Raw genomic sequence first — 20431 nt, 5'->3', positions numbered from 1 at the left:
GCTCAGTCCGAAAAGGACTTCAGCGTGGCCTGCTGTTCCGGCGTGAGCTGTGAAGTTTGGGCGGCTTGGTCGAACGTAATTTGTTCGCCCACACTGGGCTTCACATCTGACCGAAAAACTTGTCCGGAAACCATGCGCGGTGGACCCTGCAGGTACGCGCCCACAGCTTGGACGGTGGCACCCAACTCCGATGCGAGTTTTTCGACAAATTGGGCAGGAATCGTGGCAGCAAGGATGGCCCGATCGCGCACACGCATCAAAAAGAGATTGCTGACGTCCAAGCTACGTGCGAGCGACTTGAAGCTGCTCCTATCGAGCTTGGCGAAAGGATTCGCTGCCTCGGTGTAGGGCTGCTGGACAGCCCGCTCGAACCGGTGCCAGGCCTTGTCCACCGAACTATCCGGCAACTCAGGCGCCTGAGCATCGCCTGCCGGCGGCTCATGAGTCAGATCGATCGAACAGTCGATCAGCGCTGCCGTATGCTGAGGATACTCTCTGATGTAGCGTTCAAGCGTCTCCCGCCCATGGCTAGACTCCATGGAGAACGCCATCAGCACGGATTCCTCGTCCGTAGCGAAAGGCTTCGGCGTACTCATGCGTCCTCCTGCAGCACAGACTTGAGGGTTTTGTATGCTCTGTCGCGGCGATTGCGCACGGTTCTCTCATCGCACTGGAGCATCTTCGCGATAGTCATGATGTTCGGGTCCTTAGAGTCGATCTGGAAGCCTTGCCTTAGCAAACCCACGACCCGTCTTTGATCGTCTGGTAACTCGTCAATCGCGTTGTCCAACTCCAACCGGAAAGCGGGATCGTCAATTTTTTTCGGATCCCCCCCCATGAACTTGGCTGCCGCTTCCTCGACCTCCCGAGAAATCTCCTGACCCGCGTCTCCGTCCACGGACAGCGGTTCGGTGAGGACAGTCGAAGGACCGATCTGCCTTAGGACAGACCTTCGGAATCGAGCGAACGCCATGTCAAACCGTGCCTCGAAGAAGTCCAACATGGCGAATCGGCCGTTGCAGTCCTTGGCGATTCGCTCGGCAAATCGGCCCAATATCTCTTCTCGAATGTCTTGCGCCCCGTCCATTTGGGAGTCTGAGACCTTTGCAAACAGGGACTGACCTGCTCGTTTCATGAGCAGTCCGAACAACTGCCTAAATTCATCCTCGGCGCCAGTTGAATAGGCCTGCCGCAAAAAATACGTCAGAACTTCCGACGGCACATAGTCAGTGCTCTTCCTTGCCCCGACTGCGAAGGCCTTCAGGCGGACGGCGGCATCGACCGACTCTAGCTTTACCAACCAGGCTTCGATTTCAGGTGGTCGTGCAAATGGCACCCCATTTTTGTCTTTGCTCTTTAAAGGTTCCGGCATCGGTTTTTCCTTTTCCGTCAATCCGCTCTATACATACACTCGCCCCTACACCGTCATCGAATGCGAATCGGCAAGGACACCTGTGGCTGAATCGGCACGAGAGTCTTGGCATAGGCGCGCAGGATCTCATTGTAGAGATCGACGTGCTTCGGTGCCTCGACCGAGAGGATCAATGCATAGCGGATCTTTTCGGCACGATTGGTGGCCCGGCCACCGCCGTCGCGTGCGTTGTAGTGAATGTCGAACACTGGATTCTTGAGGGTGGAGCCACGGAAAGTCTTGGCCCCATGCAGCACGGTCTCCCATTTGCCCTGATCCGAGCGTCGCTCCTGCTCGGTGGCAAACTTCTTCAAGTCGAAGAATCCCTTGGTGTCCGCATTGCTTTTGCCGTCCTTGATCTTCTCGTCATTGGGCCGAAAGACGACTTCGAGCCCAGCCTTGGTATAGGCCGCGGCATCCTGCGGATCAGTGGGTGAGGCGTAGCAGAACGTGGCCCTCAGGCGCACATTCCCCAACAGCCCGTCCTTCGGCAGCGGGAGGGTGGCGCGTAGGTATTTGCTGGGCTTGAGCTCGCCCTGGTACACAACCCGGGCTATGCCGTCCGGACAGGTGATGATGTCGAGCGTGTCCTCGGGGATCTTGCCCCAGCCTACTTCGACTAAATCATGCTCACCGGAATCAGCTGCGTGGACCAGAAGCGCCTTGATAGCGAGTGGCGTCAGGTCACCGCCCAAGATCGCCCGGATGCCGATCGCGCTGCGCAGCAGATACGGCGCAGCGAAGCTAGTACCCAGCTGTGGCGTCAACACCGGCTTAGTGTTTGGTGCTAATACGTGAAAGTATTTGGTTGCTGGGTTGCCACCGAACGCCATCAGGTCTGGCTTGATAACGCCAGGGCTGCGGCCCGGCCCGATCGCACTGTAGGGCGCGCGTGCCCATCCAGCATCAGTATCGTCGGCCGCGCCGACCGCGAGCGCATTAACGCAATCCGATGGAACCTGCACGCGGTTGTAGCCGAGCTCGCGGTCCCGCTCTCCGTTATTGCCTACTGCCACGGTCATGAGGGTGTCGCCGTCGCTCAGCAACTCGTCGATGACCGACGTCCAAGCGTGGACTTCACGGTCCTCCACTTCGAGATCAGGACCTAGGCTCAGGTTGATAAATTCGTAGGAGCGCGATAGCAGAACCTGCTCAATGAGTCCGAGCGTGCGATATAACTCCAGCGGATCTTCGCCGCCCGCCTCTTGGTCAAGCACGCGCAGGTGGTCCACCGGGGAGAAAGGCCTGCCGGCCTTACCGTTGGGCTTGATCGGACCGAACAGTACGGCCGAGGTCACGCCCAAGCCATGCTCCGGACCGTCCGGATCATCGTGGGCGTCTTCATCTAGCTTGCGGTATGAGCGCAGCCAGGGACCTATGGGATGGTGCTTGGGCAGGCCACCGTCCAGGATGGCAACACGAGGTTCTGATGAAAGGGCCTGTTCGGTGGGGAGGCTGCATCCCACTGAGGGCCCACCGCTGCGTTGCAAGGGACGGATGCCGCGCAGCTTAGGCACGGGACGGATAACCCGCACGAAGGTGAAGTTAGCTAGGCGCTCGATGTCGCGCGGTTTGCCTTCGACCGGCACGAACCAAAGGTTGCCAGCGACGAAATCGACTTCGCTGTGAACCTTCACCTCCTGCCGTTTGGCGAACTTCACGAAGGCCTTCTGGATCAGCCCGGGGTCTTCGTCCGGCAATAGATGCAGGCCGACCTCAAAAAAACGATCTTTCGGGCCGCCGAGACTGGCGATCCGCTCTGCTGGATCAAAGACGGCGAACTGTTCGATGTGGGCCAGATCTTCGCCCTCGTCAGACTCTGCCTCGACGGTTCCCGTCCATCGTGAAAGGTTGCGGAAAGACTGGCGCTTGCCGGCGACGAATAGTTCGGTCGTCGTGGTCTCATGCGGCTGCCCCTTGCGGCTCCAGGCCTGCGGTTTGACCTTGACGGAACGACTCCCGATGGACTCCAAGCCGGTGCTACGCAAGAAGCCCATCGGGAAGTAGGAACGAGCGATGAAACTGGGATTCATCATCAGCCTGGCTACCGCAAAATCGCCTGGGCAAGCATCAGCAGGTAGTTCGTCCAGTGCCTTTGTAGCACTGTGGAACTGAGGAACCATTCGCTCCCGCGCCTGTGCGAAGGTGTAAACCTCGGCCTTGCCTGGCATGCGCTTCGGTCCGACGATGTCATGAGTCAGCAGCTCACCACGACCGATTAGGAAATTGGTTTGGCTCATGCGTTAGCCTTTCTCCGTGGTGCGGCCTTTCTTACCGCAGACGTCTCATTGGTGTATTTGCGGATAGTGTCCCGGCTCACCCCGGTGATGTCGGAGATGGTGTGCTGGGACAAGCGGGTCTGCTTGGCCAGCATCACTGCCAAATCGATGCGGCCCTGCCTATCCAGCGCCAAAGCGCGCGCCTTTACGAAGGCTTCGACCAGATCAGCGTCAGTGGTAGTGCCCAGCGCTACGGCACGCCGGAAGCGTTGCACGTCCCGTTCGATGTCGCTGAACGAGTGCCCGGCGAATGCAAACACGAGGATGTCTATCCAACGCGCAAAAAGCGCGTAGTCAGGCCCCAAAAAACGCTTGACGGCATCTTTCACCGCTTGCCCATCCGGCGTCTTGAACTGGATCACTAAATCGAAGCGACGCCACAGCGCTGGATCGATCAGTTCCGGATGGTTGGTGGCTGCCAGCAATACACTGCTGGCGGGCCATTCATCGACTTCTTGCAGGATAACCGTGACCAAGCGCTTGAGTTCGCCCACGTCGGTATCGTCGCTGCGCCGTTTGGCGATGGCGTCAATCTCGTCCAGCAGAAGCACGCAGGGCTCCCTCTTGGCGAAATCAATAGCGGCGCGCAGGTTAGCGCCGCTCTTCCCTAGCAGACTGCTCATCACCGCGGTCAAGTCGAGCACATACAGCGGCACTTTCAACTGGGACGCTAGCCAGCGGGCCGTAAGCGTCTTGCCGACCCCGGGAGGCCCAACAAAGATGGCCGATCTGGTCGGCGTTAGTCCCATGGCCTTCAGGCGTTCGCTCTGCAATCGCTCGGCAATGAGTTGCCCCAGGGTGTCCTCGACATCGCTGGACAACAGCGGCGCGTCCCTTGTTCGCTCGTCCTTAAATACCTTTAGAAGTGAAAGGCGGGATTCGTCGTCTACTGGCAGGGTCTGGGTGCCCGATGGTTGAGACGATAGCTTGCGCATAGGAGATGCGTTGCGCGCCGGCTTCGATTTTAGAAACAGTTCGAGCTGCTCGGCCAAGTCGGGCGCCGTCCCGCGGTACTTGCGCACCAGCCGCGCAGTGAACAGGCGCACGTCCTCATTCTGCTCCGCCAATGCCAAGCGAACCAGCTGGGCTAAGTCTGACTGCTCTTCTCTCATTTCGCCCAAAACTCCATCAAGCTATTGATTTATAAGGTTAAATAAAATTATATTACTGGAATAGACGCATTGTCGCATGGATCGTAGTCAAATTGCAGGCGAAGCTGGAGGCAGTGGTGACCATAGCTCGGATGTGGGCTCATGATTGGCAATTGACCGTGATCTGCAACCGCGTGCCGAGAAGTGCGTGAGGCGCGGCTGGTCGGGCGCTCGTCGTCCGACCAGCCAATCAGGCTTTGGGCGGATATGGCATGCAATCGTTGCGCGCTTGCTCGACCCGGTCATCAGCCGGGCAATGGCTTCATCGCCGGTAAAGGTGGGCGCCGTTACTGAACCATTGTGCTCAGGTCGTTTGAGTTGCGCAGCACCGGTAGGGCCAGATGCGCGGGAACCACATGGCATTACTCAGGAGGGGATGGACGCCGCTGTGAAGGAGAGAGTTCATGGCGTTCCAGGAGATGTACTTGGAATAGACCAAAATCTAGCGGGGCCATTGCATCGTTGCTAATCTCGATCTGCAGCACGGCACGCTCTGCGCAACTCAAAATGGCTGTACTGTTGTCCCACGCCGGTACTCTACTTGGTTGCGCGATACTGTATTTGTAAGTTAAGTCTAATCTGATATTTTTGAATGCCTACGCAAAAATGACGGAATACTCTATGAATCAGCAAGCTGTAGTTCCTGTTACTATCGCAAGTGTTTCTCATAAAAATAAATTTTTTGTCATTGAGCCTAGTTTATGGGGCAATGGGCAAGGGCCAGGCATAGAGATCGCTAACGAAGATAAACTTCTAAATCCGGGTATGAATACGATGGACCCTCCAAACGGCGAAGCTAGCCAGTATCCGGAGAGGCCACACTTGATTCATGTGCCAGAATTAGGCGGGATGCCGAGAGATCTCGAGGAGATTGCAGGCATCTGGATAGTTTCAGCGGCATTGAAGCACGTGTTCGAATCCGTTGATCCTTCCGGTTTTGCATTTGCTTCGTGCGAATTTACGCTAGCGGATGGCTCGCCTGGCCCACAGTACTTTTTGTGCGACGTGATTCGCTCGCTCGACGCACTCAATGAGGACGCGTCGCGGGTCAAAATCAAGTACGAGCATGACCATCAAACTGGTGAAGACCTCAAGTTTTACAGTGTGGCCGGGGGCGCCAGTCTCATTTTTAACGAGGAAGTCGTAGCTGGTGCACATATATTCCGACAGGAGCGTATTGGGGTTGAACCAATTTGCGACCGCGTCTTGTTTGATGCATTGAACGCTGCGAATTTGAATGGCGTGCGTTTGCGCGACGCCGCAGACCTATAACTCGCCAATCCTTAAAAACGGATCTTTAAGTGGGATTTCGCCAATGGCTGACATACCGGCGTTCCAAGGACATCACGTTGTCGAACAAGCGGCTTTTAAACAAAGTCGATTACTTCAGTCGCTCTCAAAGAGCGGTTTGTTCGATCTCCACGGCCCCAGCAACATGCTTAACTTGCCGGCTGATCAGGCGCTGGCTGCGAAGATGGGATTGTCGCCACACCCTGGCGGGCCGCTCGGAGCATATACAGATGAACTCAGAACTGCGCTTAGGGACTTGCAGGTCTCGCCGGATGGCCGTGCGACACTGCGTGGTGACGAAGCGGCAGCGCAGCGCATGGCGGCAAGAGTCAATGGTTTAACCGAGACGCTGAAGGTCGGGTTGGTTAACGGCGATCTTGTAAGTAACACGCCTCAAGGCATGACGCCGGAGCAAGCCAACGCAAAAATTCGAACGTTCTTCGGCGACATCGAAGGCTACCAGCGGAACCATGCTACGCAGATTGCCGAACTCGGCAAGATGTCAGCAGCAGAGGCGCGATGGGCCGCCGTTACCCAGTCAGAAGGCAACGTCAAACTTGCACTGGACGCGATCGATCAGCCCGGAGTCTCCGCGCTCAGTGATCGATGGGGCGGACGGCAGTCTCTCGGCACAGCGATTGCCGATGCCAATCAAGCCGGTCGATTGCCACTCACCGAACCAGTGGAAACGCGTCTACGCCTCGCCTTTGCCCAGGAGATGCCCCCGGTTCTCGCACGGCCACCCGCCGGACCGCGGCTTCCCGGCGCCCCAGGCGAGGGCGGCATCGTGGCAAGCGAAGGGCTTGCAGCAGAGGCTGCCGGAGCGCGCGGGCTCTCTGGTGCTCGTGTCGCGGGTGCGGCCGGCGTAGCGCTGATGGCCTACGACTTCGCTGTGACCGGCCATCGCGTTGTCGAGCTAAGCACGCAGGGCAACGACACTGGCGCCGAGTCGGCAGCCACGCATTTCGTTGGGCGCAATGCGGGCGGCATCGCAGGCGGCTTTCTGCTTGGTGCAGGCTACGGAGCCGTCACAGGGTCGTGGACGGGGCCTGGCGCTCTGGCGACTGGCTTGGCTGGCGGCGTGGCGGGCGCCTACCTTGGCGAACGTTGGGCCGAGAAGCAGGACATCAACCGGATCTACACACAGCCAGACCGCAGCGGCAACGAGTGGACGCGCAACCCGGAAGATCCTCAAGGCACCTGGACGCGCACGGTGAGCGCACCGATGCCAAACGGCGGTTTTCAGGAAACGCGGCTTGTTGCCGCTGGCCGCCTTGCCGACGAACTGAATTACTGCGCGGCGAACGACTCGTATTCGCTCGGGCTGGCAAATCCACCAAAGCCGCAGGATCCATACCGCCTGGATGCCAAGGCCGAAACGCATCCGCCGCGCGAACCGTTTGAAACGGGCCGCGACTACGTGCGCGATGTGCAGACCGGGCAGTGGCAGCTCGAAATCAGGGAAAATATCGACGGCAAGATACCGATCACACGCAATGCCCCGATTAGCACCGAGCGTGCGACCGCACTGGAGAGCCAGTCGCAGACGATCATCGCGCAGAACGCCGCCAACACGCCGGAAGCAATAGCGGCCCGCTACCAGATCGCGTACAACCAGTTCGGCTGGAATGAGTTCGCCAATCAAGAACCAGTGCCGCAGGCCATCACGAACGCGCGCATGCGACCGCAGCCGTTGCAGGCTTCTGACGGTAACTCCTACACCCGCGACGCCAGCGGCGAATGGACCACGCCCGGCACGTTCTATGGCACCAATCCAGCAACCGGCAACACGCGCGAGGAATTGAACCGTACCTGGCAGAGTCAGCAGGCCGGCCTGCAAGACATGGCATCGATGGCGGAGGTCGCCCGCAGCAATCCCACGCCGACGCAGAGCGACTTGCACAGCCAGGTGGCCGGGATGTACGCCCGCGCTGGCATTACGCGCACTGACGCGCAGATTGATGCCGCCACGGCGGCAGTTGCACAAGACCATGCGCGCGATACGGGCAAGCAGATGCCCTTCTTCCTGCAGCTGCAGAAGGATGGCTCAATCGCCACGGTAGTGGGCCAGAACGACGACCGCATGGAGGTCAGGGCGACCACGACGGCAGCAGAGATATTGCAGGCAGAACGGCAGCAGGCTATGCCTGCCAACGTCCCCCAACCCAGTCCCTCTACGCAGTCGCCTCAAACACAGCAGCCTGCCGCGCCGCCCACGCAAACCCCATTGCCCAGCGCGCCGTCGCCGCAGGCAGCGCCGAGACATTCGTCTTCGCTGGACGACGATCATGCGCAGGGGCGCGCAGCGTCCACGGGACAAACAGAACAGGTCGCCGCACCGGGAATGCAGATGGGTGCGCACTCTATTGCATCGCACGATCCTCGTGAAGACGAGCAGCCATCCGTGAATCGCCCGAGCGCGGTTGGCCCAAAACCGCAAGACGCTGCGCTGGTGGAGCAACTACGCTCATCCATCGCAAGGCTTGACGAAAGCGCAAACAAACCGTGGGATGAGTATAGCGATCGCATGGTTGCCAGCGCGTACAGAATGGCTGTGGAGGGGGGATTCAAGCCCGGTGACAAGGTCGACGTTGCGCTGAACCTACCGACGGACAAGCTTCCGGGCGGCGTGAACATGTTCGTGATACGCGCAGGCCAAGGCGCCTCCCCGGATCCTGCCGCCAACCGGGCGCATATGCCCACTAGCGAGGCACTGGCTGCGGCTCCCGAGCAACAGTACCTGGCAGCAAATCAGGCACGCGATCAGCAGGAACAAACGCGACTGCAGGAGCTAGCGCAAGCACGTGATCAGTCCCAGAATGACCCGAGCAGGAAGGGGCCGATAATGTCGTAACCGGGATAGGTAGCTGATTGGATCGAAAGCAGGCATCTGCACCACGCTTTACGCTAGGAGCAACAATGGCAAAGAAATCGGATGCGGCACGAAAAGCGAAGCTCAAGGAGCGTCGCAAGAGAGCTGAAGCAGCGCAGGCGCGATCACTCACAGGCCCCAGTAAGATTGAAGATTGGATGGCCGCTTTTGATGCCGAGCGCAACATCATTGTTGAACTCATTGGGGAAGATGGAGCTCTTCTTGCGTATGTTGAAGGTGACGATGCAAATTTGTGGACAGTCGTAGTGGACGATGATCCTATCGTCGGCACTGATGACGAGATAGCCGCACTTGGCTGGCTCGTCGGCGCAGCGGTCGATGACATCGCAGAAGGCAATGCACCAGTGCTGGTCTACTCGCCTTGGATTGTTGAGCAGGTTGAGGCGCGGTGTGAGGCCGAGAACATCCAGTGGCACGATTTCCTGCGCTCTCTCTTGCCTGCTGAGAAGCGGCACATGCAGCTCCCGCAACAGCGCACGATGTAGCAGCGCCTACACCATCCCTTGCCCAGTCAGCGAAGGGACATCGCGGACGCGCTTCTAGATCGGCGATGTCCCGATGGCTGAGTTCGCTGTTCTGCGAGTTCTAGCGCGAGGATGAGGTCAGTTGGCTTTTGAGGAGCTACTGCTCAGTCCTTGTGCGGCCCTTTTGGGTAGCCATGAAACCAATCATCTTCAATAGTGGAGGTCAGATAAGGCCGGCGTAGGACTGACGGAGCGAGCTGATAGAGCTCTTCTTCGCGTTGGGCGATGACCTCGATGTCGCTGAGTGTCGGATAGTGACGTAGCAAACGATTGGCCTCTTGCCGTACCTCCTCGGGCACAGCCTTGTTACCAGCAAGCTCTTTCAGGAACGCGCCCGCTTGCAAGACATTGCGCGTACGTTCGTCAGGTAGGGTCATCGCTGCTGACTCCAAGAATAGGGAATCCTTAGCTTACTGCGCTGACAAGAAGTCTGGATGAGGATGAGTTCAAGGTCGAGTTGATAGCCTGACCGATTGTAATGACCCACTGATTTCTTGCTCAGGTGTTACTTTCCAAAAGACAGACACCGTTGAGCAACACAAAGGGTGGTCTCCGCCGTATGTGGCGGAACTCACCTATAGTCAGCGCAGCGTCTGAGTGCTGATGAAGCTATGCGAGCTGCCTCTTGACGTCCTCAACAGTGGCACTTTCCAACTCAAGTGTAGCCAGCACTTTCTCCTCAATCCCTTCTTCGTCTAAGGGCTCACCTAAGCGGGCAGGCGAGGTTCCTCGGCTTGCATCTCTAAGGCGGCCTGAGCTAGCCAAGCCGTTCGCTGCTCCACCGCGGATAGAACCATGCGGAGGTCCTTCGAGATTGCCTCAAGGGCGACGGCATTAACCTTTCCGTATTGGTCTGCGTGAGCCGCTGCGGTGACCAACTGGCACGCCAATCCAACGGTAAGCACCAGGTTTCTCCCCGCGACGAGGTTTGCACCTCTTTCACGGTCTTCCGATCCGCGGAAGAGAATTGGAAGCAGGGCCGATGGCAGCGGTTGAGCAGGCATCCAGTCCGCCTCAATTTCAAAGAACTCAACGAACGCTTCAGACCGGGTGAGCAATTGGCTCGGCGAACTTCTAAGAAATGTGTCCCACATCGCCGAGACAATAGACCACCCGAATTTGAGACTTGGTCTATAGCTAGGTGCGTCGCTCACTGTGCCCACGCCTTCGGCCCATGTATCAAAAAACTGCGCCTTCCGATCTAGCTTCGATCTCTCCTTGAGAACTTCTCCCCATAGCTTCTGTCCATGATGCTTTTCCCGCGAAGCTAAATACTTGGCGACTTTGAGCAACCCTAGTTCCAACTCGTATAGCGACGACTTCACCGCATCAACTGCAGCCTCCGGGGCCTCCAGCGAACAGCATCCAATCGAATGAACGTCCCTTGCCACAACCATGATCTCGCGCCCGCCGTACGCGGACAACCAACTTGGAGCGGTAGCAGGAGATGAGGTCTGAGCAACACGCAACTTAGTGCGCGCAATAATGACCAGCCCAAGCGGAGCATCTCGATCGCAGCCTTCACTCGCCGCCTGCACCTTCTCCTTCAGTCCATCGATCACCGACATCGCATCAGCGGCCCAGCTGTTCGGATCGGAGAATAGAGGCTTACGGAGCACATGGGGGACAACACGGGATCCTATGAATAGCGCTGTCAGGTCGCTGCACATGCGATCTCTATCGCCCTGTTCGTCAAGCCAGAAGACTGCGACCTGGAACGTTGTATACCGCTTCATCTCATCCAGAATAGATGATACGACTGTAGTCAGGTTCATGATTCAATTTGTCCTCGGAGTAGCAGCTGCAGCGATCCTGGCAAGAACAGGAATCCCGACGCGTACAAACCCATGCACATCAACTTGGAAGAAGTTCGCATCGTCTCCCGTTCGCAAAAGGTCGAGAGCAGTCACGCCCTGCCTATCAAGGCCAAGCTTGTTGTAGCGCTCAGAAAAATCCGCGGCAGCACAGGATCCTTGCGCTCCGAAATCTCGGACAAACATGCGCATTGCCCTGTAGATGGACCAAAGCCAAGGGTTTGACCTCCTGCCTTGTTCACTCATAGCGTCCGCTGCGGCTTCTAGAAAAAACTGATACTCCGTATTCAACGAGATCCTTTCTGATGTCAGCTCTTCAGTGAAATACCTGGCCAGTAGTCTGCTATCAAAGCGGATTTCCGCTATCTTTACTTGCGTTCGAATGAGCCACTCGACCAAGGAAACCAACATGTTCACCGTAAGGTAAGGATGTCCCCGCGTCTCCTCAAACAGTCCATCAGCAAAGCTTGCAGTGAAGTCAAACCTTTCGGACAGAACTTTTGTAAGAAGGTCAACGAACTCACCGACGGTTGACTTCGTTTGATGATCGAAGAGGGGGAACGAATCTTGCGTGACATATGCACTTAGCTTGTTCTGATCCATGAAAACAAAGTGAGCGTTGGGTTGCTGCCCCACAAGAACCACCATGTTTTCCTTGGCAAAAGCCACAAGCTGATCCAGGAGCGGAAATGCAATGGTGTACTTGAGATCGGCGTTGTAGTTGACAGCTCCCTGTAAACGGCCGAACAAGGTTTCGTACTCGTCAATAACTAGAACGATCCTGCTCGCTGGGGCCGAACCCTGACGAACCTCATCGATGGCGTCTGCCAGGAACGTGCGAGGGATCGGTGTTTTGCTATCCAGGTGGTACAGCAGGGACCCATATAGCCTGCCGGAGACATCTGCGTCCTTGAGAACCTCACATGTCTGAAAGACGGTCTCCGACGACGCTAGTGAGCCACTAAGGTCGTTGCACGCTGTCGTCTTCCCGCTTCTACGCGCGCTACACCAAAGGCGCACGCCGTTCCTGCCTTCAATCTCCTGCAAAAGACTGCGGACAGACTTCCGAACAACATGAAAGTACCTGGATTGAAAAGGATTATTTAGAGGAAACGTCCGCGCAAAGTTGTGCTCAAGCACAGCATCGGCATGGGGTCGTGATAACTTGCTAAATGCTCCTGATAGGATTGCGCACGCCCTCTGTTCAAACTGAGATGCGCTTTGGTTGCTCTCGCTCGTGTCAACGACTCTATCCTGAAGTCTTTCTGCCTGCGTTGACCTTGCCACGTCAGGCTTTAAATTACAGATGACGAGGGATGTCTCACGAGCCTCCGCCTCCCGGAGATCCAACAGAGGGGGATTCTCAGCGTCTAGAAGCGCGAAGATCTCTGCTTTTCCGCCGTTTCTTGCTGCATTCGATGATACCGCAAGCACTTCCAGCCGCTTTTTCTCATGAAAATACTGACTCAGTTGAGGCAAGGGCGCAGATGCGGTCTCCATCTGTGCGCACTTGTCCAACGCACAAGCCAGGGGGCGGATGAGCCGCTTCAAGGTTGTCGATATGGAGCCATCTCCCATGTCGCTCGCTAGACGCGAAATTCCACTCGCGTCAATAAATGTCAAATAGTGAAACCAGCGCACACGACTAGATGCGAGCAGCTGTGCGCCCGTCTTGGACTGAAACTGGCATTTAATAAAGCCGGACAAAATTCCGGTCAAAAGGCTTGATGTGACTTTTCGCAGTGCTGCACGGCGATCAGGCTTATTCTCCTTGATGGTGCCACCGGAGTAGTACTCAATCGCGAGGTCTGCGAACCGTTGGACACCGGACAAAGCTGTCGCCTGCGCAGCCTCTTCCGAACGTCCTTGCTCATGGACCTTAAATCTGAAGCCTTTCTCGAAAATGTGGTTCGAATGGCTCCGGACGCGGTCTTGGAAAGCATCTAGGGCCTTGTGCCTAATAGCAGAAGGCATATCAATAAGTCTTTCGACCGTGGTGCCTACCCAATCTCGATAGTATGTCGGCCATTGAAATATATGAAGCTCAGATAGTTCATCCAACTCCTCCTGCAACTGCGAAAGGAATTGGGCAAGATCCTGAGCCGTTGCTTCGTGGGTTCCGTCCGCTGGCTTATCACCAGTTCGACCCTTCTGGCGCACTCCATCCAACGTCGCATTGAGCTCCTTCCTGCGCTTCTTGAAGAAGAGAGCAATTGTCGACTCAATGTTCGGGAGCCACTTTTCTGCCTCAGTCGGACCCAAATCTATGATGAGCGACTCGAGTTGCTGCTGCGCCTGAGACAACTTTGTCTTCTGGACTTTATCTCTGATCGATTCCAGCACCTCCCCCACGGACGCCATCTTGCTTCCTTGGCCAAATTGGCCTGCTGACAACAACCGAGGAATATAGATCATCGATTTGTTGCTTCCAAGGGATGCGTTCTTGGCAGCGGTTCGGGGTCTGCACTATTCGGGTGCATCGGGTTCAGGCATGGCAGGCACTCCAAGCTTTCCTGACCAGCAGGACCGGTTCACAGCGAGCCTGACGGGAGATACGCCCCGCCCTCAAGAGAGATGGTGTGAATCTGCCTACGCGTTGCCGTCAGTGTAGTGACCCACTGATTTCCTGCTCAGGTGTTAATTTTCCCGAAGGGGATACCGGTGAGCGAAATGATGGACGAAGAGATCAAGCGTTGGACCGCGCGGCGTAGGTCGGCGCTGGTTCTTGAGGTCATCCAAAGCAAGACGACGGTTGCTCCTTCCAGCACCCAGTTCGACCTGATCCCGACCGAGATCGAAAGCCGGGTTGAGGATGTCAAGCGAGGCATGGAGAACGTCTTGCGGGCATAACCCGAGGACGTTCGTGAGCAGTACGAGCGGCAGGTGAAGGATTTGCAGGAAACCTATGGCGAGGCGATGCTGGATCCGCGCCCCGACAAAGCTGGCGTCTCTGCTGGGAAAGGGCGAGAGCTGAAGCTCTCGGTCCATCATGGCCTGAAAGCCGAAGGTACCGTCGTTCCACTGACTAAGCTGTGCCAGTGGTTTGGCGCGTCCCGTCGTATCACGTACTACAAGGATGATCCCCCTATCTATAGCTGTCACCAAAAGTGGAACTAAGCAACCAGTGCAAGCTTCTGCATGGGCGTTAGCGATCACCCGCATTCCTGCCCGGCTTCGGTGTCGCTTGCAGCCCTCCGATCGCCGAGTCGGAGAGCGCCACCGCTGCCGAGCGCGGCCTTGTTGCGGATTCAGAATGCAAATGCCGCGTTGCCCTCCACCTTTAGCCTTGGCGCAGCAGGATCGGACCCGCGATGCCTTTGTCAAACCCAGTCGCTTTTTTCATGACTCAGTCGCGTCAATCGTGATTCGTGACAGCCGCCCCCGACCAATGCGACCGCGCTGGCGGTATGGTGCGGGGCCCGGTAGGGCCGCTGCCGCCAGCGCGCAAGATCCAGCCCGCGGCCGCTGACCGAGGTAATGGCAGCGGTTTCCAGTGCCTCGGCCTCGCTGGATTCCGGCAACAGGCCGGGCAGGCGCGAGGCGAGCAGGGTCTTGCCGCAGCCAGGGCTGCCGACCAGCAATAAATGGTGACCACCGGCAGCGGCGATCTCCAGCGCGCGACGCGCGTGCGGCTGGCCGCGCACATCGGCCATGTCGGGCAGCGCGCGCGCGCCGAGCGCCGGAATCACCACCTCGGCAGCGGGCGCCCGTTGGCTGCCGTTGAGCGCGGCGCAGACTTCCAGCAGCGTACGCGCGGTGAAGGCCTCGACGTGCCCGGCGACAGCCGCTTCGGCACCATTGACTAGCGGCACGATCAGCCGTCGCCCGGCCTGCGCGGCAGCCAGGGCGGCCGGCAGCACGCCATCGACGCCGCGCAATTCGCCGGTCAGCGCCAGCTCGCCGAGAAACTCGTAGTCGGCCAGGGTTTGACGATCGATCTGCCCGCTGGCGGCCAGGATGCCGAGGGCGATCGGCAGGTCGAAGCGGCCGCCTTCCTTCGGCAAGTCGGCCGGGGCCAGGTTGATGGTGATGCGCCGGGCGGGAAATTCGAATTGTGCGCACAGCAGCGCCGCACGCACGCGTTCGCGCGATTCGCGTACCGCAGCCTCGGGCAGGCCCACGATCTGGGTGGAGGGAAGCCCGCCGGAGAGATGCACTTCCACCCGGACCTCAGGTGCATGCACCCCCACGCGGGCACGGCTGTGCACCAGCGCCAGACTCATGGTGGACGGCCCCGGTCAGGGAGCGGCAGGTGGCGCTGTGGGCGGCGTCGCGGGTGCGCGGGCTTCCAGCGCGGCCACGGCCTGCTCCAGCGCCTCGAGTTTTTCGCGCGTGCGCAGCAGCACCGCGCGCTGCACGTCGAACTCTTCGCGGGTGACCAGGTCCAGCTTGCCCAGGCCGGCCTGCAGCGCGCCCTTGAAGGTGCTCTGCAGTTCTTCGCGCGATTGGCGCAGGCCCGGCGGCACCAGGTCGCTGAGGCGGCGGGCGAGGTCGTCGAGCTGGTTGAAATCGATCATGGGTGTTCTCCGCAGGTCCGTAGGAAGCCTAGTGCAGGCCGGGACACGCGGGACATCGGCAAGGCAGTCGGCAGGCGGTAAGGATAGTCCCATTCGACTGTCGGCCGCGGTGACGGGCGCACGCTGCCGGGTGAGTGTTACGGCCGTCCACGGTATGCTGCGCGCCCTGTCATGCCGCTGGATCTGCACCGATGAAAATGATCATGGCCATCGTCAAACCGTTCAAGCTCGACGATGTGCGCGAAGCGCTCGCCGGCTGCGGGGTGGCAGGCATCACGGTCACCGAGGTCAAGGGCTTCGGGCGCCAGAAGGGGCACACCGAGCTGTATCGCGGTGCCGAATACGTGGTCGATTTCCTGCCCAAGGTGAAGATCGAAGTGGCGGTGACCGACGACCAGGCCGAGCGCGTGGTCGAAGCCATCGTAACCGCGGCCGGGACCGGCAAGATCGGCGACGGCAAGGTGTTCGTCTACGACCTGGGCAGCGTGGTGCGCATCCGCACCGGCGAGCTGGACAGCGACGCGCTGTAAGGCGTCAGCGGGCAGCGCCTTTGGCCGCTGCCGCGCCGTTGGTACTCAGGCGATTAGCCGATTGCTGAGATACCGCACCCGTCATCGGCCGATTGCCGCGACGCAGCGCCACGGCGTCCGCCACTGCGTCGTGGGTCACTGTTCGCCGTGGGCAGGCGACATCTGGCATCGATGGCCGACGCGTTTGCGAGACGGTGCCCCGGGCGCAACCTCATCCGGGGCAGTTGGCCCGCGACATGACCCGAGCGGTACCACGCCCACGCGTGTGCTCATACCATTTCAATACCGCAGATCAGATCCGGCGCCTGAGGCCAGCAGCGGCCTCAGCGTTGTGCCGTCACGTAGCCTGCCGTTCTTCCCTGAGGAAATGTCGTGAGGTCGGGCCCGCTTGTCGCCACGCGACGACTTGCCTACTCTAGGGCCTAATACCATTTCAATACCGGAGTTCGGGGATGAAGCGACGCGATAGGAAGTCGGGCTTGCGCCCGCTCTCGCTCTGGCTGGCAGCAGGCCTGGCAGCGGCAACAGTCCCCGCGCTGGCAGAGCCGGTCACCCAGCCGGCGATCTTCCCCGCCCCGGTCTCGATCACGCTGCAGGGCGGCACCGTCACGCTGGGTCAGTCAGTGGTGCTGGTGGCGGCGCCGGATTCGGATCCGGAATCGGTCGCGCTGGTACGCCGCATCCTCGGTACGGCCGGCGTCACCAAGATCGCCACCGCGGCGCGTCTGCCGGCCACGCTCGACCGCCCGCACATCGTGCTCGGCACCGGCGAGGCGGCAGTGGTGCGCGATGCGCTGACCCGCAGCAAGGCGGTGCAGGACACCCACAAGGAGGGCTATACGCTTGCCAGCGTGGCGCTCGGCACCGGCAGCCTGATCACGCTGGCTGGTCATGACAAAGACGGGCTGTTCCATGCGGCGCAGACGCTGCGCCAGCTGGTCGAGCGCCCGGCCATTCCGACCCTGGCGATCCAGGATCATCCGGCGATGCCGATCCGCGGCACCATCGAAGGCTTCTACGGCGCGCCATGGTCGATGGCCGACCGCAGCAAGCACATCGCGTTTCTCGCCCGCAGCAAGGCCAATACCTTCATCTACAGCCCCAAGGACGACCCGTACGCGCGCGATCGCTGGCGCGAGGCGTATCCGGCCGCGACGCTGAAGGCACTGGGCAAGCTGGCGGCCACCGCCAGGCGCAACCATGTCGACTTCGTCTATGCGATCTCGCCGGGGCCGACGGTGTGCTTCTCCGATCCGGCCGATGCCAAGGCGCTGCTGCGCAAGTTCGATGCCTTCCGTGCGCTGGGCGTCCGCAGCTTCTACGTGGCGCTGGACGATATCGAATACACCAAATGGAACTGCGAGCGCGACAAGACCACCTTCGGCGCGTCCGGCGCGCAGGCGGCCGGTATCGCGCAGTCGCATCTGCTCAACCTGGTGCAGGCCGATCTGGTCGCCCGCCACGATGCAGCCTCGGAGCTGATCATGGTGCCGACCGAGTATTACGACGCCAAGGAAAGCCCGTACAAGGAAGCGCTGCGCAAGCATCTGGACCCGAAGATCGTGGTGCAGTGGACCGGCACCGACGTGGTGCCGCCGGCCATTTCCATTCCCGATGCACGCGCGGCCACCAAGGCGTTCGGCCGCAAGACGCTGCTGTGGGACAACTACCCGGTCAACGATTTCGAAACCTCGGCCGGGCGCCTGCTGATGGCGCCGTACGCGCGGCGCGAGGCCGGCCTGTCGGCGGAGTTGTCCGGCATCGTCTCCAACCCGATGAATCAGGAAGTGCCCAGCCGGGTGGCGGTGATGGGGCTGACCGCCTTCGCCTGGAACGACACCGGCTACGACGCCCAGCGCACCTGGCATGCGGCCGCGCGCGACCTGGCCGGTGGCGACGCGCAGGTGACCGCCGCGCTGCTGACCTTCTTCGATACCCAGCATCTGGCGCCGACCTTCGGCAGCCAGCCGTGGCAGGAACAGGCGCCGCGCCTGAAGGCGGTGCTCGACCATGTGCGCGAGGCGATCGCGCTCGGCGATGCGGCAGCGCGCAGCCAGGCCATCGCCGAGCTGGCGCGTACGGCCGACGCGTTCGCGGCCGCGCCGCAGAGCATTCGCGCAGGCGTAGCCGACAAGGGCTTTGCGGAACAATCGCGCCCCTGGCTGGAGGCGATGGAAGGCTGGGGCCGCGCGCTGCAGCAGACCGCAGCCGGGCTGGATGCCGCCAATCGCGGTGACGCGCAGGCAGCAGTTGCGTTTGCCGATGCCAAGCGGATCGCCGCCGAAGCCGCGGCGATCCCCTCGATCCCCGGCGCCACGCGCTTCGGTGGCCCGGTCAAGATCGCCGATGGCGTGCTGGACCGCTTCGTCGCCGACGCACCGCAGTTGATCGCCTACCGCGCGCCGTCGACAGCCAAAGCGGCAAGCGCGCAGTGAGGAGCCGGGGCGGCGACCGGACGACCGGCTAGCCGCCTGGAGGGCGCCGCCGGTGCGCTGCGTCGGCGTATACCCCTGTCCCCGGCGATTCCTCCCGCGCCGTTGCGCACCGCCTGGCGCTTGCTCGCCAGGAAGATCGGCGCACTGTTGGCGTGGCATCGGGATGGCCAGGCTTGCAGCCCGGTGGGAGTGGCCCGCGTCACCGGATCAGCACGCGGGACGCAGATCGATATGCGTTGTTGCGCAGGTGCCAACGCCGGTGCTGAATGCAGGGCGCTGTTGCACGTCACCGGCCAGGCATCGCGCCCGGCGCGCGCTGCATTGGCGGCGGGTGGCCGTGGCCTGCCGGTCAGCGGGTTTCAGTCGGCACTGGTTGGCTGCGCGTCGCGCTTCAGGTGCCGATACAGCCGCTTCCAGCTGCCGCGGATGGTGCGTACCCAGCGCGGCTCGGCGCTGCGTGCGGCCTCGTCGGCGGTCGGCGCGATCCCGGCCAGGCGCTGGCGCATCTTCTGGAAATTGGCCAGGTCGCTGCGCTGCAGTTGCCGCGCCAGCGTGCCGCGCCGCAACCAGCGCGGGAAGCGCCAGGCCGAGGTGAAATCGATCAGCACCGGCACGCCGGCACTGATCACCACATTGGTGCCGTGCAGATCATTGTGGGTGATGCCGACGGCGTGCAGGCGGCGCAGCGCCTGCTGCAATTGTTGGAACACTTCCTGGCCGACCACCGCACTGGCGCTGAGGGTGTCGCCGGGGATGAACTCCATGCCCAACGCCAGCCCGCCCAGCGTGCCGAGCAGGGCCGGCGCGTGCCGCCAGCCGTGCAGGCGGGCCAGCATCTTGGCCTCGTGCCGCACCATCAGCCGCGCGATCGGCGCCAGCAGCGTACGGCGGTAGCGGCTGTAGTCCTTGACCACCGCCAGCTGCCCATCCAGATGCGTGCGATAGACGTTGGGCTCGAGCAGCCGGGTGCCCTGCTTGAGCAGCACGGGCGTGACGATTTGCAGGCTGGAGGTGTCCAGCGGCTGGTAATGCATGGCAAGTCTCCGGACCTTGGCGGCGCGGAGGAATCACGCGTCTGGCAGGTTCACGATGATCGCGGGGGATCGGTCCGGTGAATTTTAGAACTTGCGAGTGCTGAAATTACATTTGTTTAACAAATGAAATGTTCCGGGAGTGGAACGGCTCGAAGAATCAATAGCTTGCCGCGTCAGCTGCGGTCAATCTTGTCGATATGTCCATACGACGCGCTGCCTGCAGCGGGCGTGCGTGCGTGGAGCGCAGCGCACGCCGTACCCGTCGGCAGCAGCGCTTCTCGGGGCAGCTGGCCGCGCACTGTGCGCACCGATGGTCAGCGATCACAGCCCTTCTTGACAGCTGCTGAGACTCGATTCACTGTGCCGGCTGCGGTCAGGGGGCTGCATCACACGTCAGTACCGGCACGTCCACGCGGACGATGCCTGAAGCCGAGTACGCGCACGATCCGGTGATGCTGGGAAAGCCCCCGAATGGGACAGCAACTGCGCCACTTCCGGACGCCGCCAGGTCATGCCTGCGTGCGCATGGATGCGGGGACGATGGAGGACGACT

16 protein-coding genes and 1 pseudogene are annotated in these 20431 nt (G+C 60.3%); 7 read left to right on the top strand and 10 right to left on the bottom strand.

Going from position 1 to position 20431, the window contains the following annotated elements; translation table 11 throughout:
- Window positions 1-2 precede the first annotated feature (2 nt).
- Genes AC06DU_RS19140 through AC06DU_RS19125 form a run of 4 tightly spaced genes read right to left on the bottom strand, consistent with a single transcriptional unit; the run spans window position 3 to window position 4802 of the window.
- Complete coding sequence (locus AC06DU_RS19140; protein ID WP_372164540.1) at window positions 3-596, bottom strand: hypothetical protein; 594 nt, start codon at window positions 594-596, stop codon at window positions 3-5.
- Window positions 593-1372, bottom strand: coding sequence for an RNA polymerase sigma factor sigma-70 region 4 domain-containing protein (locus AC06DU_RS19135; protein ID WP_372164538.1), 780 nt, complete (start codon window positions 1370-1372; stop codon window positions 593-595). The genes AC06DU_RS19140 and AC06DU_RS19135 overlap by 4 nt, the downstream gene beginning before the upstream one ends.
- Before the next feature lie 53 nt (window positions 1373-1425).
- Complete coding sequence (locus AC06DU_RS19130) at window positions 1426-3651, bottom strand: S8 family peptidase (RefSeq protein WP_478203031.1); 2226 nt, start codon at window positions 3649-3651, stop codon at window positions 1426-1428.
- Complete coding sequence (locus tag AC06DU_RS19125) at window positions 3648-4802, bottom strand: AAA family ATPase (RefSeq protein WP_372164534.1); 1155 nt, start codon at window positions 4800-4802, stop codon at window positions 3648-3650. The genes AC06DU_RS19130 and AC06DU_RS19125 overlap by 4 nt, the downstream gene beginning before the upstream one ends.
- Before the next feature lie 660 nt (window positions 4803-5462).
- Here AC06DU_RS19125 and AC06DU_RS19120 point away from each other — a divergent pair.
- The 3 genes from AC06DU_RS19120 to AC06DU_RS19110 all read left to right on the top strand — a co-directional run bounded on the left by AC06DU_RS19120 (window position 5463) and on the right by AC06DU_RS19110 (window position 9509).
- A complete protein-coding gene (locus AC06DU_RS19120; RefSeq protein ID WP_372164531.1) occupies window positions 5463-6113 on the top strand; it encodes an imm11 family protein in 651 nt (216 codons plus the stop codon).
- 892 nt (window positions 6114-7005) lie between these two features.
- On the top strand, window positions 7006-8985 hold the full coding sequence (locus AC06DU_RS19115; protein WP_372165851.1) for an XVIPCD domain-containing protein: 1980 nt from the start codon (window positions 7006-7008) through the stop codon (window positions 8983-8985).
- Window positions 8986-9050: 65 nt separating this feature from the next.
- Window positions 9051-9509: a hypothetical protein gene (locus AC06DU_RS19110; protein ID WP_372164529.1), complete on the top strand. Its 459-nt coding sequence runs from the start codon at window positions 9051-9053 to the stop codon at window positions 9507-9509.
- Window positions 9510-9652: 143 nt separating this feature from the next.
- Here the strand turns inward: AC06DU_RS19110 and AC06DU_RS19105 are convergent, their stop codons facing one another.
- From AC06DU_RS19105 to AC06DU_RS19095, 3 genes are all read right to left on the bottom strand, one after another.
- Window positions 9653-9925: a BPSL0761 family protein gene (locus AC06DU_RS19105; RefSeq protein ID WP_372164528.1), complete on the bottom strand. Its 273-nt coding sequence runs from the start codon at window positions 9923-9925 to the stop codon at window positions 9653-9655.
- A gap of 330 nt (window positions 9926-10255) precedes the next feature.
- The gene (locus AC06DU_RS19100; RefSeq protein WP_372164527.1) at window positions 10256-11323 is read right to left on the bottom strand and encodes a hypothetical protein; all 1068 of its coding nucleotides are present in this window, start codon (window positions 11321-11323) and stop codon (window positions 10256-10258) included.
- Window positions 11324-11326: 3 nt separating this feature from the next.
- Window positions 11327-13777: a hypothetical protein gene (locus AC06DU_RS19095; protein ID WP_372164526.1), complete on the bottom strand. Its 2451-nt coding sequence runs from the start codon at window positions 13775-13777 to the stop codon at window positions 11327-11329.
- Between the two features lie 246 nt (window positions 13778-14023).
- On the opposite strand from AC06DU_RS19095, the gene AC06DU_RS19090 reads away from it, so the two are divergent.
- On the top strand, window positions 14024-14212 hold the full coding sequence (locus tag AC06DU_RS19090; protein ID WP_478203030.1) for a hypothetical protein: 189 nt from the start codon (window positions 14024-14026) through the stop codon (window positions 14210-14212).
- Window positions 14213-14245: 33 nt separating this feature from the next.
- Complete coding sequence (locus AC06DU_RS19085) at window positions 14246-14479, top strand: hypothetical protein (RefSeq protein ID WP_372164522.1); 234 nt, start codon at window positions 14246-14248, stop codon at window positions 14477-14479.
- 251 nt (window positions 14480-14730) lie between these two features.
- On the opposite strand, the pseudogene AC06DU_RS19080 reads toward AC06DU_RS19085, so the two are convergent.
- A pseudogene (locus AC06DU_RS19080) lies at window positions 14731-15585 on the bottom strand (YifB family Mg chelatase-like AAA ATPase); the annotation flags it as partial.
- Between the two features lie 15 nt (window positions 15586-15600).
- Complete coding sequence (gene ubiK, locus AC06DU_RS19075) at window positions 15601-15879, bottom strand: ubiquinone biosynthesis accessory factor UbiK (protein ID WP_167764405.1); 279 nt, start codon at window positions 15877-15879, stop codon at window positions 15601-15603.
- Window positions 15880-16070: 191 nt separating this feature from the next.
- Here ubiK and AC06DU_RS19070 point away from each other — a divergent pair, with 191 nt between their 5' ends.
- Together AC06DU_RS19070 and AC06DU_RS19065 are read left to right on the top strand one after the other, a co-directional pair.
- Entirely contained in the window at window positions 16071-16409 is a 339-nt protein-coding gene (locus AC06DU_RS19070) for a P-II family nitrogen regulator (RefSeq protein WP_016904463.1), read from the top strand.
- 452 nt (window positions 16410-16861) lie between these two features.
- The gene (locus tag AC06DU_RS19065) at window positions 16862-18844 is read left to right on the top strand and encodes a beta-N-acetylglucosaminidase domain-containing protein (RefSeq protein WP_478203029.1); all 1983 of its coding nucleotides are present in this window, start codon (window positions 16862-16864) and stop codon (window positions 18842-18844) included.
- A gap of 359 nt (window positions 18845-19203) precedes the next feature.
- Here the strand turns inward: AC06DU_RS19065 and AC06DU_RS19060 are convergent, their stop codons facing one another.
- Window positions 19204-19878, bottom strand: coding sequence for an RIO1 family regulatory kinase/ATPase domain-containing protein (locus tag AC06DU_RS19060; protein WP_046344826.1), 675 nt, complete (start codon window positions 19876-19878; stop codon window positions 19204-19206).
- Between the last annotated feature and the right edge of the window lie 553 nt (window positions 19879-20431).

The organism is Xanthomonas sp. NCPPB 3200 (assembly GCF_056393585.1).
The sequence above is the reverse complement of the archived record's forward strand: the minus strand, read 5'-3'. Positions and strand labels throughout refer to the sequence as shown.